This is a genomic window from Pseudomonas sp. SM4, assembly GCF_051913165.1.
Lineage (GTDB): Bacteria > Pseudomonadota > Gammaproteobacteria > Pseudomonadales > Pseudomonadaceae > Aquipseudomonas.
Genome location: NZ_JBODOE010000001.1, coordinates 1 through 19,138, shown reverse-complemented (window position 1 = coordinate 19,138; position 19,138 = coordinate 1). Strand labels below are relative to the sequence as shown.

Here is a 19,138-nt window from a genome sequence, read left to right as displayed (position 1 = left end):
GTGAATCCCTCTTCCTTGAGGTTAAGCCGCTTTGCTTTCGGTCAATGGCACAACAGCGCCGTTGCACAATTCGATGATGCGCGTTGCAGCACGGGCCGCGCCTTCGCCGTCCGGTGCAGCGACCTGTTGATGGGGCGCGTAGTACGCCGCCGACTGGGTGTCTTTCTCCAGCTCGCTTTGCACCAGTTCGACGAGGCGGTCGCGATCGTGCCCCAGGTGTGTCGGGAAACCGAGCAGCTCCAGACGACGCAGGGCTTCAAGCTCGTGGTACTCGGACTTGGACGGCAGCACAAACAGGGTCGGAACGTGCAGGGCGGCAATTTCCGTGACGGTGATCCAGCCCGGCGCCGAAATCAGCAGGCTGGCTTCGCGCAACAGGCCCATCCAGTCGGGGTAGTAAGGCACGCACACCACACCGTCCTGGGCGGCGATATCCTGACGGCCGAGCAACACCAGTTTGAGATCCGGATTGCGTTCGCGCAGGACCTTGAAGCTGTCCAGATACGCGGCGAGCAACGCATCCTTGTTTTGCGCAAACATGGTGGTGCCGCTGATCGACGCGACAATGAACGGCGAATCGCCAAGGTTCAGTTGCTCGCGCACGTTCAGGCCGCTCTGCACATTGATGTCGCGAATCATCGGCCCGACAAAGTGCGCCTTGCCGCTGAGCAGCGCTTCGGCGACCGGCGTGGCCTGATCCAGAGAAGCCACGTACGGCTTGTCGGTCAGTACCAATTGGCTCTGGTTGATCATCCAGTTGAACTGGCTGTGCAGTGCGGTGCGGGCCCGGGCCATTTCCAACGCATTGACCTCGAAGCCGCCGTCGGCCAGGTCATGGTCTTCCAGCTGACACAGGGTGAAGTCATAGCGTTCGGTGACGAACACTAGCGGCGTACCGCTGAAAATCGCCGCCAGACAGGCCGCCATGTTGTAGTCCGAAACCAGTACGGTCGGTTTGTATTCGGCGATCAGCGCCAGATAAGAGAGAATTCGCTCACCCGACAAGAAGGTATTGGCGATATAACCGCCGATATAATTGGCCCAGTCGAGTTCTTTCGACAAGTTGCTCTTTTTCGAGTAATCGACCAAACGACCGGCAATATCCACCACCTCGACACCGGACTTTTCAAACAACGGTGTAAACGTCGGCTGCAACGAAGCCAGCGCCACGGTCAGGGGCATGGCCGGACACTGCTTTTTAATCGCCTGAGCGATCGACAGCGCACGCATGTTATGACCGGAACCGGTTGGATTGGGGGCAAATAAAATCATTCTTGAATCTCCATTAGTTGAACAACGCCATGAACCACAGTGTTTTCCAATACATCCCTTATAACCACTGAGTGGGGCTTTATAACTGCACCATCACCGACATTCAGTGGACCTACCAAGAGCGCGCCTTCACCAATCACGCAACGACTTCCAATCCGCACCGGGGCTTCTTCCCAAGGCAGCGAGCGGAATGAATGGTCGTGAGTTGAAGCCACAATCGTGACGTTGTCCGCCACTTCGCTGAACACGCCAATCGACACGCCGCCAGCGGCTTCGATGACCACACCTTCGCCGAGCCGGACACCCGTGCCGAGTTCGATGCCGCCCAGTTGCGACATCCCGCCCTGACGGCTGCTGCGCCCGATCAGAATGCAATCGCGGGCGATTTCCACCGACGCACCACCGCGTAATTCCGCGTCGATCAAAGCTTCGTCGCTGATTTCCCAGGTCGCGGTGTCGGGGTTCAGCGATTTGAGCCGGGAGACCGACTGCGTTGAGCGATCAAGCATCGAAGGCAAGCCGGAACGGACCCTTTCCCGCACTTTCGCCAACACCTGCCGGGGGCTCGGGCGACCATCCTCGACCACCGAACGGAAGCCGATGAAGCGCGCCGGGCGCCCAACCATGATGGCGTCGGCCGGTACATCTGCCGTCACCAGGGCACCGGCGGCGATCACTGCGCCAGCACCAATACTGACACCTGCGTTGACGGCGACCTTGGCGCCGAGCCAGACATTGTCGGCGATGCGGATCGGTGCCTGCGCGGTGCCGCTGCATTGCACACCCGTGGCCAACATGCTGGATTGACCGATCGAGGCAAACTGCACATCGCAGCGAAAACCGATAAAACAGTCATCCGCCACCTGAACATTTTGCAGACGAGTGCCTGCTCGCACCCACACATGCCGGCCGAGCACACTGCAACTGTCAACGGAGGTTGAAACTTCAATTACATTTACGTCGTCCACAATCTAGCCTCATTCCATGATGCCGAGCACAAGTGATTTTTTGCGCGCAGAAATACCGCGCACGCCGTCAATCAATGCAGATCAATCATTAACGATTTATTTAAATGCTTATCTCAAAGCACGCATGGCATTGCGCCTGCGCCACTTATTAACTGACTGTTCCATTCAATTATCGTTATTCATTAACGACAGGTGAAAGTTCACACTTGGCCAATGGCCAAGTCTGTTGTCGGTCCGAGAAAAAGCGAGCTCAAGTCTGTCCGTGACTCAGGTGTAACTCCATCAGGGTGGGAATGTCCTTTAGTACGAATGTTATAGTACAGACGATTTTCTTTTGCAATAGGTGTCCGAATGGTTATCTCGTTTTAGTCTAAAAATTTATTGAACTTTTATGGGGCAAGACTGTATTAAATTCGTCATATATGCACAGCATTGGTGCAAATCCCCGGCGTTATGAGAAATTTCCGCTCAGCGCTCCTAAGCATCCCGAGGTCGACCCCAGACATCTGGGCTGCTTCACCAGACGTTAGGGTGATGATTCAACTCGTCATTTGTCTGGAGCCACCATGTCCGCCCCTATCACCGTTCTGCGCGACACCCACCCGCTGCCGGTACTCGACGCCTGCAAATGGGAAAAACTCGAAGGCGACCCGCACACCGTCAACCTCAACGCCTACACCAGCGAAGACGGCAGCAAGATCATGGGCACCTGGATCTGCACACCGGGCAAGTGGCGCGTCGAATACGTGAAGTGGGAGTACTGCCATTTCCAGGAAGGCTACTGCGTGATCACCCCGGACGGCATGGCGCCGATCCACCTGCGCGCTGGCGACATCTTTGTGATTGAGCCGGGGATGACGGGGACGTGGGAAGTGGTCGAGACCGTGCGCAAGTATTTCGTGTTTGCCTGATAAAGCAAAAGATCGCAGCCTGCGGCAGCGCCTACATGGGAATGTGTTTCTGTAGGAGCTGCCGCAGGCTGCGATCTTTTTTTTGGCACAAAAAAGCCGGGAGATCACCCGACGTGATGTCCCGGCAACACCTACTGCAAATTTCTTAACCACACCCCAATGATCCCTGTGGAAACAGGAACCCTGTGGCGAGGGGATTCAGCGAAACGTCGCACCGCCCCGCTCGGCTGCGCAGCAGTCGCAAAACCTGAGCACTCGGTTTACCTGACACACTGTAGGGGGCTGCTACGCCCCCCAACGGGGATAAATCCCCTCGCCACAAAAAGCCCTTTCACCTCAGGTTTTTGAAGAGTTACTGCGGTTTCCGGTAGCTGTTGATAATCGCCGAGAAGTCTTTCCCGCCTTCCCCTCGCTGACTCATCGCCTGATACAACTGCTGCGCCACCGCGCCGAGCACCACTGGCTGGTGCGCCTGACGCGCCGCTTCCGTTGCCAGGCCCAGATCCTTGAGCATCAGCTCCGCACCAAAACCACCAGTATAACCACGCGAGGCCGGCGCCGTTTCGACGATGCCTGGCCACGGGTTGTACATCTCCGAACTCCAGCAGCGCCCGGTCGAACTGTTGATGATCCCGGCCAGCACCGAGGTATCAATCCCCAGCGCATCGCCCAGCGCCATCGCTTCACTGACACCGACCATCGAAATCCCCAGCAGCAGGTTGTTGCAGATCTTGGCGATCTGCCCGGTGCCGACGTCACCGCAATGCACGATGTTGCGGCCCATCTGCGCCAACACCGGTTGCAGGGTGGCAAACAGTTCCGGGGTGGCGCCGACCATGAAGGTCAACGTCCCGGCGGTCGCGCCACCGGTGCCACCGGACACCGGCGCATCGGCCACGGTCACGCCGTGCTTGGCGGCAGCGGCGGCGACATCGCGCGCCGTCTGCGGATCAATCGTGCTGCAATCCACCGCCGGCACGCCTTTGCCGATGCCGGCCAGCACGCCATCTTCGCCGAGCCAGACACTGCGCACATGCACGGCCGCCGGCAGCATGGTGATCACCAGCTCGGCATCCTCGGCCGCCTCACGCGCCGAAGCGCGAATGGTGCCACCCATTTGTTCCAGTTCCGCCAGCACGGTTTTGTTCAGGTCGACCAGGTTCAGCGAATGGCCAGCCTTGATCAGGTTGCGCGCCATCGGCGCGCCCATGTTGCCCAGCCCGATAAATGCGATTTTCATGGCCATTCCTCAGCGCAGGTTGATGGTGGTGTTCACGCCGTCATTGACGCTGTCGTCATCGAACCAGCGCGCCGTGACCGTTTTGGTCTGCGTGTAGAACTGCACCACTTGTTTGCCGTACGGGCCGAGGTCTCCAAGTTTCGAACCGCGCGAACCGGTGAAGCTGAAGAACGGCACCGGTACTGGAATCGGGATGTTGATGCCGACCTGGCCGACGTCGATTTCCGTCTGGAATTTACGCGCCGCCGCACCGCTCTGGGTGAACAGGCCGGTGCCGTTGCCGAACGGGTTGGCGTTGACCAGCGCAATCGCCTGATCAAGGGTGTCGACTTCCAGCACCACCAGCACCGGGCCGAAGATTTCCTGGGTGTAAATCTGCATGTCGGTGGTCACGCCCGAGAACAGGGTCGGGCCGACAAAGTTACCTTGCTCGTAACCCGGCACCTTGATGTCACGACCGTCCAGTTCCAGCTTGGCGCCTTCCTTGATGCCGCTTTCGATCAGCTCGAGAATTCGCGCCTTGGCTTTCTTCGAGATGACCGGGCCAACGTCGGTGCCCGGCTCGCTGCCAGCGTTGACGGTAAGTTTCTGCGCCAGCGCTTTCAGATCCGGCAACCATTGTTTCGCCGCACCAACCAGCACCACCACCGAAGTGGCCATGCAACGTTGTCCGGCCGCACCGAAACCGGCGCCGACCAAGGCATTCAGTGCTTGTTCGCGATTGGCATCGGCCAGCACCACGGCGTGGTTTTTCGCGCCCATCATCGATTGCACGCGTTTGCCGTGCTTACCGGCCAAATCGTAAACGTGAGTCCCAACAGCGGTCGAACCGACGAAGGACACCGCTTTGATGTCCTTATGCGTGCACAAGCCATCGACCACGTCTTTACCGCCATGCACCACGTTCAACACGCCCGCCGGAACGCCAGCCTCGACCGCCAGTTCCACCAGCAGCATGGTCGACAGCGGATCCTGTTCCGAAGGCTTCAAGACGAAGGTGTTGCCGCAAGCGATGGCCATCGGGAACATCCACAGCGGAATCATCGCCGGGAAGTTGAACGGCGTGATGCCGGCGCACACGCCGATCGGCTGGCGCAGCGTGTAAGTATCAACGCCGCCGGCGACGTTCTCGGCGAACTCGCCCATTTGCAGAGTGCCGATCGAGCAGGCGTGCTCAACCACTTCCAGGCCACGGAAAATATCGCCCTCGGCGTCGGCAATGGTTTTGCCCTGCTCGGCGCTGAGCACCACGGCGATGCGTTTGGAGTGTTCGCGGATCAGCGCTTGCAGCTTGAGCATGATGCGCATGCGCGCGCCGATCGGGGTCAGTTTCCAGGTCTGGAAGGCACGCTGTGCGGCGCTGACGGCGGCATCGACTTCAGCGGCAGTGGCGAACGGGACTTTAGCCAGCACTTGCTGGGTCGCCGGGTTGACGATGTCGTGCCACTCGGTGGTCTGCGATTCGACCCACTCACCATTGATCAGCAGTTTGACCTTTTGCAGCGTGGTGTCGTTGGGCGTAAGCGATGCGTTCATGCTGGTCTCCGAAACTTGTTTTTATCGTAGGAGCCAAGGCGAAGGGTTCGCCTTGAGATGAGGCGTGTGTCACGAATTGGTTGTCGGACTGTTTTTGGAGTATAGATGTGCAAACTTCTAATAAGAACGCACATATAAGCCCGTCCATCATGCAAAAAAACATCACATCTCTAGGTTCGCTGAACTGGGACGACCTCAAGTTTTTCCTCGAAGTCGCCCGCACCCGCAAGGCCAGCACGGCGGCCAAACGGCTGGCTGTCGACTACACCACGGTGTCGCGACGGATCAGTTCGCTGGAAGCGGCGCTCGGCACGTTGTTGTTTGAAAAGTCGCGCACCAGCGGTTTCGTGCTGACCGCCGAAGGTCAGCGTTTGCTCGGTTATGCCGAGTCGATTGAAAGCACATTGCACATGGCCTGCGAGCAGGTTTCAGGCTCTGGCGTGGCGCTGTCCGGGCATGTGCGCATGGGCTGCACCGAAGGTTTCGGCAGTTTTTTCATCACCCCGCAACTGAGCCATTTCGTCGATGCCTACCCGGCGATCTCGGTGGACATCCTGCCGCTGCCGCACTTCATCAGCCTGTCCAAACGCGAGGCCGACATCGTCATCGCCCTCGAACGCCCGGAGCACGGCCCGTACGTCTGCTGCAAACTCTGCGACTATCGCTTGCAGCTCTACGCAACCCAGGACTATCTCGACAAACACCCACCGATTCGCCGCCCAGCAGATTTGGGCAAGCATCAATTCATCAGTTATGTGGACGATCTGGCGTTCAGCTCGGAGCTGCTCTACCTGGCCAACGTGCTGCCCGGTGCCCACGCAAATTTGCGCAGCACCAGCGTGATCGCGCAATTCGTTGCTGCACAGCAGGGGCGTTCACTGGCGATTCTGCCGTGCTTCCTGGCCGCGCAGGATCCGCGTTTGCTGCCGGTGTTGCCGGAGGAAATCAACATCACCCGGCAGTTCTGGATGTACTGCCGGGAGGATCTGAGGAAGTTGAAGCGGATCACCCTGTTGTGGGATTACATCCGTGAGGTGACCGAGCGTAATCAGGCGCTGTTGATGGGCGAAAGCCGTGAGATGCAGTTCGCCGATTAATCGGCGCTGACCACAATCGCCACCCGACGGTTTTCCGTACGGCCCGCCGCCGTGGCGTTGGAGGCCACTGGCTCGCTGCTACCCAGGCCTTGCAACTGGATGTTCTCCTGTTTCATGCCGACGGTGCCGAGCACATTGGCAACGCTCTTGGAACGGCGCAGTGACAACTGCTGGTTGTAGGTTTCCTTGCCCGACGCGTCGGTGTGGCCATCGACCCGCACGCGCTCGATGCCGACACCCAGCAGGGCCTTGCCAATGCGTTCGACGATTTCGGTGCTTTGCGCATTCAGGCTTTCAACGTCGCTGCCAAACAGCACTTTGCCGGACAGGCCAAACTCCCAGCCCTCGTCGGTCAACTCGAAGCCCTGTTGTTTGAGCACGGCGACTTGCGCCGGGGTCAGGCCTTTTTGTGGGGCAGTCTGGCAACCGGTCAGGGCCAGTGCGGCGATCAACAACAGCGCGGAAAACAATCGGATTGGAAGTGTGAACACGGGCATCAGCTCCTGGTTTGAACGGGATCGACCAAGTGCTCCGACCCAGCCGTGAATTGGGCGCCACGCGACAGGCGCTTGGCCTGATACATCGCCGCATCGGCGGCATTGAGCAGGGCACCGGGGGTGGCGCCATGATCGGGGAAAACCGCGATGCCGATACTGAGCGACGTCACGACACTGCTATCCCCCGGCAGCGCGATGGGCATGTCCATGCTGGCGAGGATCTTGTCGGCAATGCGCTCGGCATCTTCGATCCTGTGTAAAGGCGTCAGCAGCACGGCAAACTCGTCACCGCCAAGGCGCGCCACCAGATCTTCCTCACGCAATTGCGCGCGAATGCGATTGGCGATGGCCACCAACACGGCATCGCCGGCGGCGTGGCCGAAATTATCGTTGATGCCTTTGAAACGGTCACTGTCGAGAAACAGCACGGCCACTCGCTCGTTGAGTTTGCCGCCACTGCGCAAAGCGCGGATCAGTCGCCCCTCAAAAAAAGCGCGGTTCGGCAGACCGGTGAGGCTGTCGTGACTGGCCTGGTGGGCGAGGGTTTCGTTTTCGCTCTGCAGGTGGCTCTGCCAGGACTCGAGTTCGTCGAGCAAGGCATTGAAGTCGTTGCCGAGGTTGTCCAGCTCAGCGATTTGCGCCGGCGGCACGCGCCGGTCCAGCGCCCGTTCGCTGCGAGCAGCGTGGGCCACGGTGGCGAGGCTGCGCAGCGGGCCGATGATTTCGCGCAGTTGCCGCCGCGCCAGATAAATCGCCACGCACGCGCTGATGGCGGTGCAGAGCAGAATCCCGGCCAGACCGCTCAACAGAAAGCGCATCAGGCTGCCGCCGTGTCCGATGAGCAGCACGCGACCGATTTCCCGATCCTGATGGACAATCGGCAGGCTGATCGGTCGCTCCAGCAAAGCGCGGGTGATGAGCATTTCCAGCTCGGAGAACAGGCCGTTCTCTGGTCGCTGCCAACGTGCCAGCAACCGCCCCTGTGCATCGAGCACCTGCGCATCGGCCACTTCTTCAGTGGACGCGATCAACTCCAGCGCTTCCGTGGCAGCCGTCTTGTCGTTGAACACCACTGCCGCTTCAACGGTGTAGCTGATCGAGCGAGCAATCAGGTGCAGGTTGTGATCGGCATACACGCGCAACGCCAGAACGCCTAACAGCGTCAGCGAAACACTGGCCATCGCCACCGCCATTAGCGCGACGGTCAAATGTCCACGGCCTAGCACCGAGCCCAGGGTTGGGCGGGTATTCGATCGAAAGAGTCTCATGGTGCCGCCGGTTTGCGACGCGACAACTGCAGCACGCTTGGATGAATGCGTACGCCGCTGCGGGCAACGGAGTCGAGATTGACCTCGAAGGACACTTGATCGTCGCCCACGCGCAAGCAGAACAGACTGCCGACCGTGCACTGATCGTCGCCTTCGCTGATGCTCAGCACCGGGTGGCCGATCAGCGAGGCGAACAGGCGACTGCGTTCATCCGAGGTGAGTTTGCCGATGTACACCGCATCGCATTCACTGACGATGGCCGGGTTATCGGCCAACAGCCGACGCACGATGACCGGGCGACCGGTCGCCTGCGTGGTGCCTTTGACCAGGTCATCGGTGTATTCGGTGGGGCCGACGATGCACAGACGCAACTGCGCAGGTTCGACCGGCCAGCGCGCATAGCTGAGGATGCCAAGAACCACCTGCGTGACAGATTTGGCACGTTGTTCGGCCATGCCTGTCGGCGCTTGTGATTGCGCGACGGCTAAGCCCGTCAACAACCAGAGCAGAGCGCCAAGCAACGCGTGTTGGCAGCCAACTACGCGCCCTGTCGCCCAGACAGACACCTTCATGCAGGGATTCTCTTGGATCTATCGAAATGATGCCGCAACGATAGCACAGCGGCTAAACGCCAGCGAGGCGCCGACCACTGACCGGTTGGTCAATAATCGTCGCCGGCCCCGCGCGTTTTCACTGCTGAGGCTCGACGCCTTCCTCCAGTTCCAGCATCAGGCCGCTCAGGCGTTTGACCTTGCGTAACACCGCTTCTTCAAACACCCCGGCGCGAGGCTCGATCAAGGTGAACCAATGCTTGGCGCGCGTGATGCCGGTGTAGATCAGCTCTTTGGTCAGCACCGGATTCAAGGCGTCCGGCAAGATCAGCGCGGTGTGGGCGAACTCGGAGCCCTGGGATTTGTGCACGGTCATGGCGTAGACGGTTTCGACATCGTTGAGCCGGCTCGGCAATACAAAGCGCACCCCGCCCTGCCCGTCGTTTCGCGGAAAAGCCACACGCAACACCGCTTTGCCAGCGTCAGGCCCTTCGCGCTCGGGCAACTTGAGGGCGATGCCGATATCGCCGTTCATCAAGCCCAGGCCGTAGTCGTTGCGGGTCATCAGCACCGGGCGGCCCTCGTACCATTGCTGGTCGTTTTCGATCAGTCGCGCCTTGAGCAATGCGGCGGTAACGCGCTGATTCAAACCTTCAACGCCCCACGGCCCTTTGCGCACGGCACACAGCAACTGGAAGGTATCGAATGCCTGCAAGACCTCACGCGCCCAGTTGATCCAGTCCGGGTGTTCCAGCGGTCTGCCCAGCGGCGGACGCTGATCGCGCAGCACGCTCAGATAATGCCGATAGCCTTGCGGGCCGTCGCCATGGCCCTCAAGCAGCAAGCGCTCCAGGTGATGATCGTGTTCACCCTTGAGCGCGAGGGAAAACACATCGGCGTAGTGCCCGGCCGCGAGGAGCTGACGCGCCTCGTCCGGCAGCTGCTGATTGACCCGCCGCGCCAGCTGACCGATGCCGCTGCCTTCGCCGAAGCGCCGCGAGTGACGCAGCATCACTACTTGTTGTGCCAGCGGATGCGCACCATCGAGGTCTTCGTGCAAACCACTGTCCTGCAAGGATTCGCCGCTGACCGACTCCAGCCACTGGCGTGTTTGCGGGCTGTACCAGCCACTCTCGGCATCACGGCACAAATCGCCGAGCACTGCGCCGGCCTCAACCGAGGCCAGTTGATCCTTGTCGCCCAGCAACACCAGCCGCGCATGGGGCGGCAAGGCGTCAAGCAAGTTAGCCATCATCTCCAGGTCGATCATCGAAGCTTCGTCGACGACCAGAACATCCAGCGGCAAACGGTTGCCCGCATGGTGACGGAAGTGCCGGGTGCCGGGACGGCTGCCTAACAAGCGGTGCACCGTGGTCACATCGCAGGGGATTTTCGCCCGCACCTCTTCACTGACTTTCAGCGACTGCACCTGTTGACTGATGGACTCGGTCAACCGCGCAGCGGCCTTGCCTGTCGGTGCAGCCAGACGAATGCGCAGTGGCTGACCGGCCTCGACGGCCGGCGCCTGCAATAACGCGAGCAACCGCACCACGGTGGTGGTTTTACCGGTGCCCGGACCGCCCGTCACAATGCTGAAAGCGCCGCGCGTGGCGAGGGCGCAGGCGAGTTTCTGCCAGTCGATGACTTCACCCGCCGTGGCTGAGCCAAACAACTCATTCAGCCGTTGCGACAGATCAGCCGGCGTCGCTTCGGCCTGGGTGAGACGTTGGCGCAACGCCGTATCGATGCGCCGTTCGTAGGCCCAATAGCGCCGTAGATACAGGCGTTTTCCGCAGAGCACCAGCGGACGCTGCTGCGCCGCTGGCCGGGTATCGGCCGCCAGCGCGACCAGATCGCTGCTCGCCAGGGCCTTGCACCAATGCACGCCATCAAGCGCTTCAAGCAATTGCGAGGGCAGTAACAACACGCCTCCCTGCACATCGCCTTCGGGTGGCAGTGACAGTGCGAAATCCGGGGCTTTGAGGGTTTCGAACAGATCCAGGCAGACGTGGCCATGACCAAGTTGGTGGCTGGTCAGGGCTGCGGCGAGCAGTACTAGCGGATCAGTGCCTGGCTCAAGTTCGTGAAGAAACGCGACGAAGGCCTTGTCCAGTGCCCGCAGCCAGCCACGCTCGACCCAACGCGTGAGCAACAACAGCAAATCATCGGCTTTGCTCAGTGGTGATAGCGTCGACAAGCTATCGGCAGTCAAAGGCGTTGGCAGCAGATCGGCAAAGGTACGGCTCATAGCAGGACTCCCTGTTCCCATGCGGGTTCGGCTTTGGGTTCAGGTTTGCCCTGGAACATCCGGTCCAGGCGTTCGATCAACGTGCGCGGCGGCCGGGCGAAATACACGCCGCGACTGTCGGCTCGCGTGCCACGCAGGAACAGGTACAGCGCGCCACCGACATGCCGGTCGTAATCGTAGTCGGGCAGTCGCGCCTTCAACTGACGATGCAACGCCAACAGGTACAACACGTATTGCAGGTCGTAGCGGTTATCGAGGATCGACTTTTCCATGGCTTGCTCGGTGTAGGCCAGATCGTCCACGCCGAGCCAGTTGGATTTGTAGTCGGCCACGTAATAACGACCATCGTGTTCAAACGTCAGGTCGATAAAACCTTTGAACATGCCGTTCAGTTGCACCGGTTCCGCCGCCACACGGGCCACACCATTGTGCGTGTGCTGGCGCACGAGTTCGTCGAGTTTGAGCACATCGACCTTGTGGCTGGCGAACCAGAATTCCATCTCGACGCGATATTGCTTGAGTTGCTCAAGCACCACCGGTACTCGCCCGCTGCCGACTGGCAACGGCGATTTGAGCAGATGCTGCAACCAGTCACTGAGGGTCGTGATCCAGCCTTCCCAGCCGCGCAGGTTGCAGCGACGGGCAATCGCGTCGACCAGCGCTTCACGGGAAACCGCAAAACCATCATCCCCTGCCCACTCGAGCAAACCGTGGAGAAACGTTCCCGGATTGGGGCCGCGAGGGAAGCGATGGATGTCCGCTCCGCCAGCAATGATTTCTCGCGGCGCATCCGGGTCGAGGCGTTCGTCATCGAACAGCTTTTGCGCTTGCGGACTGTCCGGGGCTTCATCGCTGCCGACACTCAACACGTCACTGATGCGCAATGCACTGTAGGACGCAATCCACCAGTTTTCGCTGGCCCTGCGCTTGGGCAGCAGCGTGGCACTGAGGATGGCCTCATTGCGCGGAGCCTGGTAGTGCTCGTCGGCAGGCGCGGGCATCTCGCCGATGCTGATGGCCGGGCAGTCCTGTTGCAGGTCTTGCAACCAACGCTGCAATCCGCTGGATTCACCCAGCGATGCGCCGCCACCCAGCAAATAGCCCAGCGCAGAAAGGTGCAGCACCGAGCTGTTGTTATTGCCTCGCTTGAGATCCGTCACGCCCAACCAGCAGGCATGCTGCGCGCGGGTCAGGGCGACATACAAAAGGCGCAGGTCTTCAGCCAGGCGCTCGTCATCGGCTTGCGCGATCAACTCGGCCGTCGGCTTGAGGCTGACATGCGCCTTGCCTGCTGCGTCGTGGTAATGCAGCGGCAAACGACTGCCGTCCACCGGTTTCGCCGAGCAGATGAAGGGCAGGAAGACCAACGGGTACTCAAGGCCTTTCGATTTGTGAATGGTCACGACCTTGACCAGCTGCTCGTCACTTTCCAGGCGCAGGATCTGCTCTTCGCCGGCTTGACCGGACAACGCCAGCAGCTCGGCCAGATGACGAATCAACGCCTGCTCACCATCAAGCTCCGCAGCGGCCTGCTGCATCAACTCCGACAGGTGCAAAAGGTTGGTCAGCACCCGTTCACCGTCGGTGCGCGCGATCAATCTCTGCGGCAAATGGAAGTCATGCAGCAGACGCCGCAGCATCGGCAACACGCCTTGTTTGCGCCACAGTTCGCGATAGCCACGGAACTGCATGACCCGGGTTTCCCAGACCCGCTCATCCTGATTCAGCCGCTCCAGTTCAACCAATGGCAGGTTGAGGGTGATGCACGCCAGTGCGGCTTTCAGCGAGCGCTCGACATCCGGTTCGGCACAGGCCTTGAGCCAGGCCAGCAGGTCGTGGGCCTCTTGCGCGGCGAATACCGAGTCCTTGTCGGAGAGATAGACACTGCGTACACCGCGCGCGGCGAGTTCACCGCGCACGGCCTGGGCCTCTTTGCCATCACGGACGAGGATCGCGATGTCGGATGGCCGCAGCCCTCTGAAGTCCTTACCGTCCTGAGTGAATCCGGCGCTGGCGGTTTGTCCGCCGTTGAGCAGCGCGGTGATTTCACTGGCGCAGGCTGCGGCCAATTGTTGGCGATAGACAGCGCCGGAGAGTGGCTGATCAGAGGACAAGTGCCAGACGTTCAGCGCCGCAACGTCTTGTCCGGCAATTTGCAGTTTTTCCTTGCGGCCTTGTGAGTCGACCGGCTGAAACGGCACGGGATTCTCACCGTTTTTTTCCCGGAACAAAAACGCACCGCGCCCCAGTTCTCGGGACTCGGCGCGTTCGAAAACATGATTGACCGCTTTGACCATGCCGTGGCTGGAGCGGAAGTTGGTGCCCAGCGTATGCAGCCGGCCGGTGGTGGCCTGACGCGCGCGCAGGTAAGTGTAGATGTCCGCACCGCGAAACGCGTAGATCGCCTGCTTGGGATCGCCGATCAGGAACAGGCCGGTGTCTGGGCTGTTGTCTTCGATGCGGTAGATGCTCTCGAAAATCCGGTACTGCACCGGGTCGGTGTCCTGGAATTCGTCGATCAGCGCGACCGGGAACTGCTCGCGGATCAACGTCGCCAGACGCTCGCCGCCCTCCGATTGCAGCGCCGCATCCAGGCGCAGCAACATATCGTCAAAACCCATTTCAGCGCGACGGCGCTTCTCTTCCTCGAAGCGCGCACCGACCCATTTGGCGGCGTGTTGCAAAACAGCGGCGTCGGGCGTCGGCAAGGCATCGAGACTCGACTTGAGCCCGGGCATGGCATCCAGGCCCGGATGGCTCGGGGCCTGGCCCTTCCAGGCTTCCGCCATGCCGTCGGGGGTCAGCCGACTGAAGCCAGTGCCGATGTCGAGTTGTTCGAGGGTCTCGTCTTCAGCCCAGGCCTTGAGCTTCTCGAACCACGGTTCGAAATAACGCGCCTGCATCTTGCGACCGTCGACGGTTTTGCTGGCAACGCCCTGATGACAGATGGCGAGCAACTCGTCCGCCCACTGACGCCAGGGCATTTTCAACTCGACCAACGCCGCGCGACGCTCCAGCAGACATTCTTCGATCAGCTCGGCCGGAGACTTGGTTTCATCACTGTCACGTTCGCTGGCAAACAGCCCGCGTACCCGAGGCAACAACGCCGCCGGCCCGCCCCAGTTGCTGCGCACCCAATTCAGCGCATCGCCGTGCATCGGATAGCAGAACAGCCGCCAATAATCGCGCAACACCTCGCCCAGCAAATCACTGTGATCGGTTTCCAGGGATTGAGTAAACAGACTGCCACTGTCGAACGCATGCTCACGCAGCATGCGCTGACACCAACTGTGAATGGTCGAGACGGCGGCCTCATCCATCCACTGCGCGGCGATATCCAGTCGGTTGGCGCATCCCGGCCATTGCTGAGGCTCGAATTGATCGCGCAGTTCAGCGATCAAACCGTCGGGCGCGGGAATTTCGTCACGCATGTAGCGAGCGGCTTCGGCCAGGCGTATACGGATCCGCTCGCGCAGTTCTTTGGTCGCCGCATCGGTGAACGTCACCACGAGGATCTGCGGCGGCAACAATTCACGGGCGAACCCGCTCGATTCGCCGCCATGCCCCAGGATCAGCCGCAGATAGAGCGCAGAAATGGTGAAGGTTTTACCGGTGCCGGCGCTGGCTTCGATCAACTGGCTGCCACGCAGCGGGAAGGCTAGGGCGAGCGGTGTTTTGCTGCTCATGCGCGCGCCCCTTCACTGGACAAAGAGCGCCATGGCGCTTCAAACAAAGGCCGATACAAAGCGTCGCACCAGCCGGTGAACGTCTCGTCTTCGAGCAGGGCATCAAAGTTGGCATATTGTCGGGACAACGCCGGGCTTTCGCGGCGCTCGCCTTCGCTGGTCTGACCGTCACCTTCGTAGGCTTTACGGGCAGCGGTTTCGGCCTTGAGCGGGTCGGTCTGCGACAGCCAGGCAAATGCGGTCTTCACTGCGATTGGCAATGGTTGACGCATGCCCGCCTGCCAGGCGAGAAGCATATCGCCGAGCAAACTCACGGATCGGTCTGGCGCCATGGGCTCCAGCAGCAGCGTATCGTCACTGGCCACCAGCGCGGTGCTCAATGAAAGCCCGCTGGCGCAGGCGACCAGATGATTGACCCAGGACTTGGTCAGTCGATGCCATTTGCGACTTTTGATCGAGCCGATACTGTTGGGAATGGTCGTGACCGACAACACACCGCCATCGGCGCGCTGATGCAGGCCTGAGAGCCAGCCTTCAAGACGTACGCCCTGCAACTCGAGATTAATCGGGATGGCGCTGGTCAGCGGGGTCGGCCACAACGTCAAAAGCTGTTGATAGCGCTGCAGCAAGTCCGGCAGTGGTTCTATCAATTCGCGTTGCAGGCATTCACCAAAGCCTGCCATCGGCAGCAAGCCGCTGTTTTGCAGACGCCTGGCCTGAGCTTCGAGCGCCTGATCGATGTTATCCGGTTGCCGCAGCGCTGCTTCGAGCAGGCTGTCGCTGAGCGTATAGCGCTGCAACGCGTCCAGCACGAAAGGTTCTTCGTCGGCCAGCGGCGCTTCGGCCGCCTCGAAATAAACTTTGAGTCGCTGAGTGAAAAAATGCCGTACCGGGTTACGCAGGAAGTCTTGCAACAGAACAAGGCTCAGCGGTTCCTCCTGAACATAAGGTGTGAGCAACTGCCCGCTGGTTTGTGACACAGGCTGTTGATGCAAGACCTGCCATTCACTGGCGTAGCTGAACAGCTGATCACCTTCATGAAAATAGCGTGCGCTGAACGGTTGCAGCGGATGCTCTTCAGTCATTGCGCTCAACAGGTCCTGGCTTTCATCGTGCAGTCGCCAACCGCTGGCGAGGTGATCGCGCAACTGGCCGATCAACACCGAAGCAGGTCGCTCGCTGTTGTCGCGAATGCTGCGGCCTACCCAACTGATGTAGAGCTGATGGCGCGCCGACAGGAGCGCCTCGAGCAAGAGATAACGGTCATCTTCACGTCGGGAGCGGTCGCCCGGACGGTAGTCGCTGCCCATCAGATCGAAGTCCAGCGGCGGTTGCGCGCGAGGGTAATCACCATCGTTCATCCCCAGCAGACAGACCAGTTTGAACGGAATGGCGCGCATGGGCATCAGCGTACAAAAGTTCACGGCACCGGCCAGAAAGCGCTGAGACAATCGACCCTGATCCAGCCCGGCGAGCCAGGCTTCACGTACAACGGTGAGCGGCAGAGCATCCTCCAGACCAACCGCTTCACAGGTCTGCAGCCAGGTTTCGCGAAGCTCTTCCAGTTGGGTCAGCAAATAATCGTCGTGCTCATTGCTGGCTTTGAAAAACAACTGCATCAGCGCTTGCAGGCGCTGACCCCACTCCTTGGGTTGAGTCGGTTGTGTGAGCTGCTGATGAGCGAGTTCCAGCGCATCCAGCAAGGCCACCAGCGGGCCGATCAATGCCGCGTCGAGGCCACCGATTTCGTCATAGGGCTCAATACCTGCGCAGGCATCGGCGCTGCCGACCGCGTACCCCAACAGCATACGGCGCATGCCGAAATGCCAACTGTTCTGCTCCAGCTCCTCAGGTAATCCGAGGCCCGCACGTTGCTCGGCGTTCATGCCCCAGCGCACGCCCGCGCCTTCGATCCAGCGGTGCAACGTCGGCAGATCGCGCTCTTCCACACCGAAACGGGCACGCAGTGCAGGCACATCAAGCAGGTCGAGGATCTCACTGACCGGGAAGCGGCTGTCTGGCAATTTGAGCAGGTGTTCGACGGCGATCAACAGGGGATCACGACCACGCTGGCCCTGATCCGCCAGTGTGAAGGGAATGAAACGCGGGTCATGCCGATCAAGCTGACCAAAAACGGCGCGAATGTGCGGGGCATAACTGTCGACGTCCGGAACCATTACGATGACATCGCGCGGGCGCAGATCCGGGTTGGCGCTGAAGCGTGCCAGGAGCTGGTCGTGGAGGATTTCAACTTCACGTTGAGCGCTGTGAGCAATGTGGAAGCGGATCGAATCGTCCTGTTCCAGATCAACCGCAGGCCAATGCTCGCGGGTCTCATCGAGGGGACGCAATTCGAGGATGTCGTTCTGCAGTTGATTGAGCAGATTATCCGGCTGAGTATCGCTGAACAGGTCGATGCGCCCATCGCGAAAAGCTGCGCGATAGCTGTTGGGATCATCATAACTGTCGAGCAGGTTGATGTAGTCGCGACCTTGTTTGCCCCAGGCAGCCAACAGCGGATGGGCGTGTTGATGCATCGTGTCCGGGTCGAGTACTACGGGCATGCCACTCTTGCGCGATTGCCGTTTGTACTGGTGACGCAGCAAATCCTTGTCGGCGACGATATCGGCCCAGTGGTGACGGCAAGGGTTGTGCACGCACAGCAGAACCTGACTGAAACGCGCAAGCCCTGCGAGCGCTTCGAGTACCTGGGCTGGTAGCGAAGAGATACCGAAAACGATGACTCGCGAGGGCAGGCCCGCCGGCGCCTCGGTGAGGTTGTTGATGCGCTCAATGAACCGCTGATGGACGCCGGCACGGCTCTGCGCCATGCCTTGTTCACCGACGTCCCCCAGCAATGCTCGCCATAGCTCGGCTTGCCAGCAGCTGGTCGGAGGCAGTGGCTTTATTTCACCTCTGACATTGCGCAACTGGTGTCGCCCTTCCGCCCAATCTTCAAGCCAGTCCGCCCGGTACACCTGGTATTGATCGAAGAGATCTGCGAGACGTTCGGACAGCTGATAGCGCTTGCGCAAATCAGTGTCGTGGGTAAGAAAGCGCTGCAACGGTTCAAAGTGAGGGCGATCAATAACCTGGGGGAGCAGGCGCATCAGACGCCAGGTCAGCGGGGCCTTATCGAGCAGGGACTTGGCAGGAATCTCTTCACGACCCAGAACCATCCGGTAGAGCTGCCACATGAAACTGCCGGGCAACTGCACATCAATTGCTGCAGCGATACCGCAGCCACCGAGGTCGTCGTCTTCGGGGTCCTCGGCCAGTGCCAATTTCAGCCATTGAGCAATGCCGTTGCTTTGCACGAGGGCTATTTCGTTTTCCAGGGGCGCCAGTGGATAACGCCGCATTATGCTGATCACAAGGCTGCGCAGTTCGTCCAGGCTATTGCTCTGGACCACCATGAATGCAGCGTTGAGGGACTGGGCGCCCGGCATAAAGGATTCCTTGGAAAGTACGAAAGCCAGGGCAGAACCTTAGCATTGTCGGCAGGTTGTAGCAGCCGGACGGCGTCCGTGAATGCTGTAAGAACTTTCCTGCGGGCAAAACAAAACCCCAACTGCTTTCGCAATTGGGGTTTCGGAATTTAATCTTGACGATGACCTACTCTCACATGGGGAAACCCCACACTACCATCGGCGATGCATCGTTTCACTGCTGAGTTCGGGATGGGATCAGGTGGTTCCAACGCTCTATGGTCGTCAAGAAATTCGGGTACTGAGTCGTGGCCAGATGGCCTCGCTTCAGCAAATTGGGTATGTGACAGCTTTCGGTGTTTGTGAACATCGAACTTTCGGTTCGTTTCGTCTTCACACACCGCAATCTGGCCTTTCGACTCAAATTGCTTGGGTG

General features: G+C 60.0%; 12 protein-coding genes and 1 rRNA gene. 2 read left to right on the top strand and 11 right to left on the bottom strand.

Going from position 1 to position 19,138, the window contains the following annotated elements; translation table 11 throughout:
- Window positions 1-21 precede the first annotated feature (21 nt).
- Window positions 22-1,272: a hypothetical protein gene (locus ACQ4MY_RS00065; RefSeq protein ID WP_440093056.1), complete on the bottom strand. Its 1,251-nt coding sequence runs from the start codon at window positions 1,270-1,272 to the stop codon at window positions 22-24.
- Window positions 1,269-2,240 (bottom strand): acyltransferase, encoded by a 972-nt coding sequence (locus ACQ4MY_RS00060; protein ID WP_440093054.1) that lies wholly within the window; start codon window positions 2,238-2,240, stop codon window positions 1,269-1,271. Before ACQ4MY_RS00060 ends, ACQ4MY_RS00065 begins: the two co-directional genes overlap by 4 nt.
- A gap of 566 nt (window positions 2,241-2,806) precedes the next feature.
- On the opposite strand from ACQ4MY_RS00060, the gene ACQ4MY_RS00055 reads away from it, so the two are divergent.
- A complete protein-coding gene (locus ACQ4MY_RS00055) occupies window positions 2,807-3,151 on the top strand; it encodes a cupin domain-containing protein (RefSeq protein ID WP_158830155.1) in 345 nt (114 codons plus the stop codon).
- 352 nt (window positions 3,152-3,503) lie between these two features.
- Here ACQ4MY_RS00055 and mmsB read toward each other — a convergent pair whose 3' ends face one another.
- Window positions 3,504-4,391, bottom strand: coding sequence for a 3-hydroxyisobutyrate dehydrogenase (mmsB, locus tag ACQ4MY_RS00050; protein ID WP_440093051.1), 888 nt, complete (start codon window positions 4,389-4,391; stop codon window positions 3,504-3,506).
- 9 nt (window positions 4,392-4,400) lie between these two features.
- Window positions 4,401-5,927, bottom strand: coding sequence for a CoA-acylating methylmalonate-semialdehyde dehydrogenase (locus ACQ4MY_RS00045; RefSeq protein ID WP_008083340.1), 1,527 nt, complete (start codon window positions 5,925-5,927; stop codon window positions 4,401-4,403).
- A 149-nt stretch (window positions 5,928-6,076) separates the two neighbouring features.
- On the opposite strand from ACQ4MY_RS00045, the gene ACQ4MY_RS00040 reads away from it, so the two are divergent.
- Window positions 6,077-7,024, top strand: coding sequence for a LysR family transcriptional regulator (locus tag ACQ4MY_RS00040; protein WP_440093048.1), 948 nt, complete (start codon window positions 6,077-6,079; stop codon window positions 7,022-7,024).
- Here ACQ4MY_RS00040 and ACQ4MY_RS00035 read toward each other — a convergent pair.
- The 7 genes from ACQ4MY_RS00035 to rrf form a co-directional block, all read right to left on the bottom strand.
- The gene (locus ACQ4MY_RS00035) at window positions 7,021-7,521 is read right to left on the bottom strand and encodes an OmpA family protein (protein ID WP_440093046.1); all 501 of its coding nucleotides are present in this window, start codon (window positions 7,519-7,521) and stop codon (window positions 7,021-7,023) included. The genes ACQ4MY_RS00040 and ACQ4MY_RS00035 overlap by 4 nt on opposite strands.
- A complete protein-coding gene (locus tag ACQ4MY_RS00030; protein WP_440093045.1) occupies window positions 7,521-8,789 on the bottom strand; it encodes a diguanylate cyclase domain-containing protein in 1,269 nt (422 codons plus the stop codon). The genes ACQ4MY_RS00035 and ACQ4MY_RS00030 overlap by 1 nt, the downstream gene beginning before the upstream one ends.
- A complete protein-coding gene (locus tag ACQ4MY_RS00025; RefSeq protein ID WP_008083321.1) occupies window positions 8,786-9,361 on the bottom strand; it encodes a YfiR family protein in 576 nt (191 codons plus the stop codon). The genes ACQ4MY_RS00030 and ACQ4MY_RS00025 overlap by 4 nt, the downstream gene beginning before the upstream one ends.
- A gap of 118 nt (window positions 9,362-9,479) precedes the next feature.
- Entirely contained in the window at window positions 9,480-11,588 is a 2,109-nt protein-coding gene (gene recD, locus ACQ4MY_RS00020) for an exodeoxyribonuclease V subunit alpha (RefSeq protein WP_440093043.1), read from the bottom strand.
- On the bottom strand, window positions 11,585-15,274 hold the full coding sequence (gene recB / locus ACQ4MY_RS00015) for an exodeoxyribonuclease V subunit beta (RefSeq protein ID WP_440093042.1): 3,690 nt from the start codon (window positions 15,272-15,274) through the stop codon (window positions 11,585-11,587). Before recB ends, recD begins: the two co-directional genes overlap by 4 nt.
- Window positions 15,271-18,723 (bottom strand): exodeoxyribonuclease V subunit gamma, encoded by a 3,453-nt coding sequence (gene recC / locus ACQ4MY_RS00010; RefSeq protein WP_440093041.1) that lies wholly within the window; start codon window positions 18,721-18,723, stop codon window positions 15,271-15,273. The genes recB and recC overlap by 4 nt, the downstream gene beginning before the upstream one ends.
- Before the next feature lie 153 nt (window positions 18,724-18,876).
- Window positions 18,877-18,992, bottom strand: a 5S ribosomal RNA gene (gene rrf, locus ACQ4MY_RS00005).
- Between the last annotated feature and the right edge of the window lie 146 nt (window positions 18,993-19,138).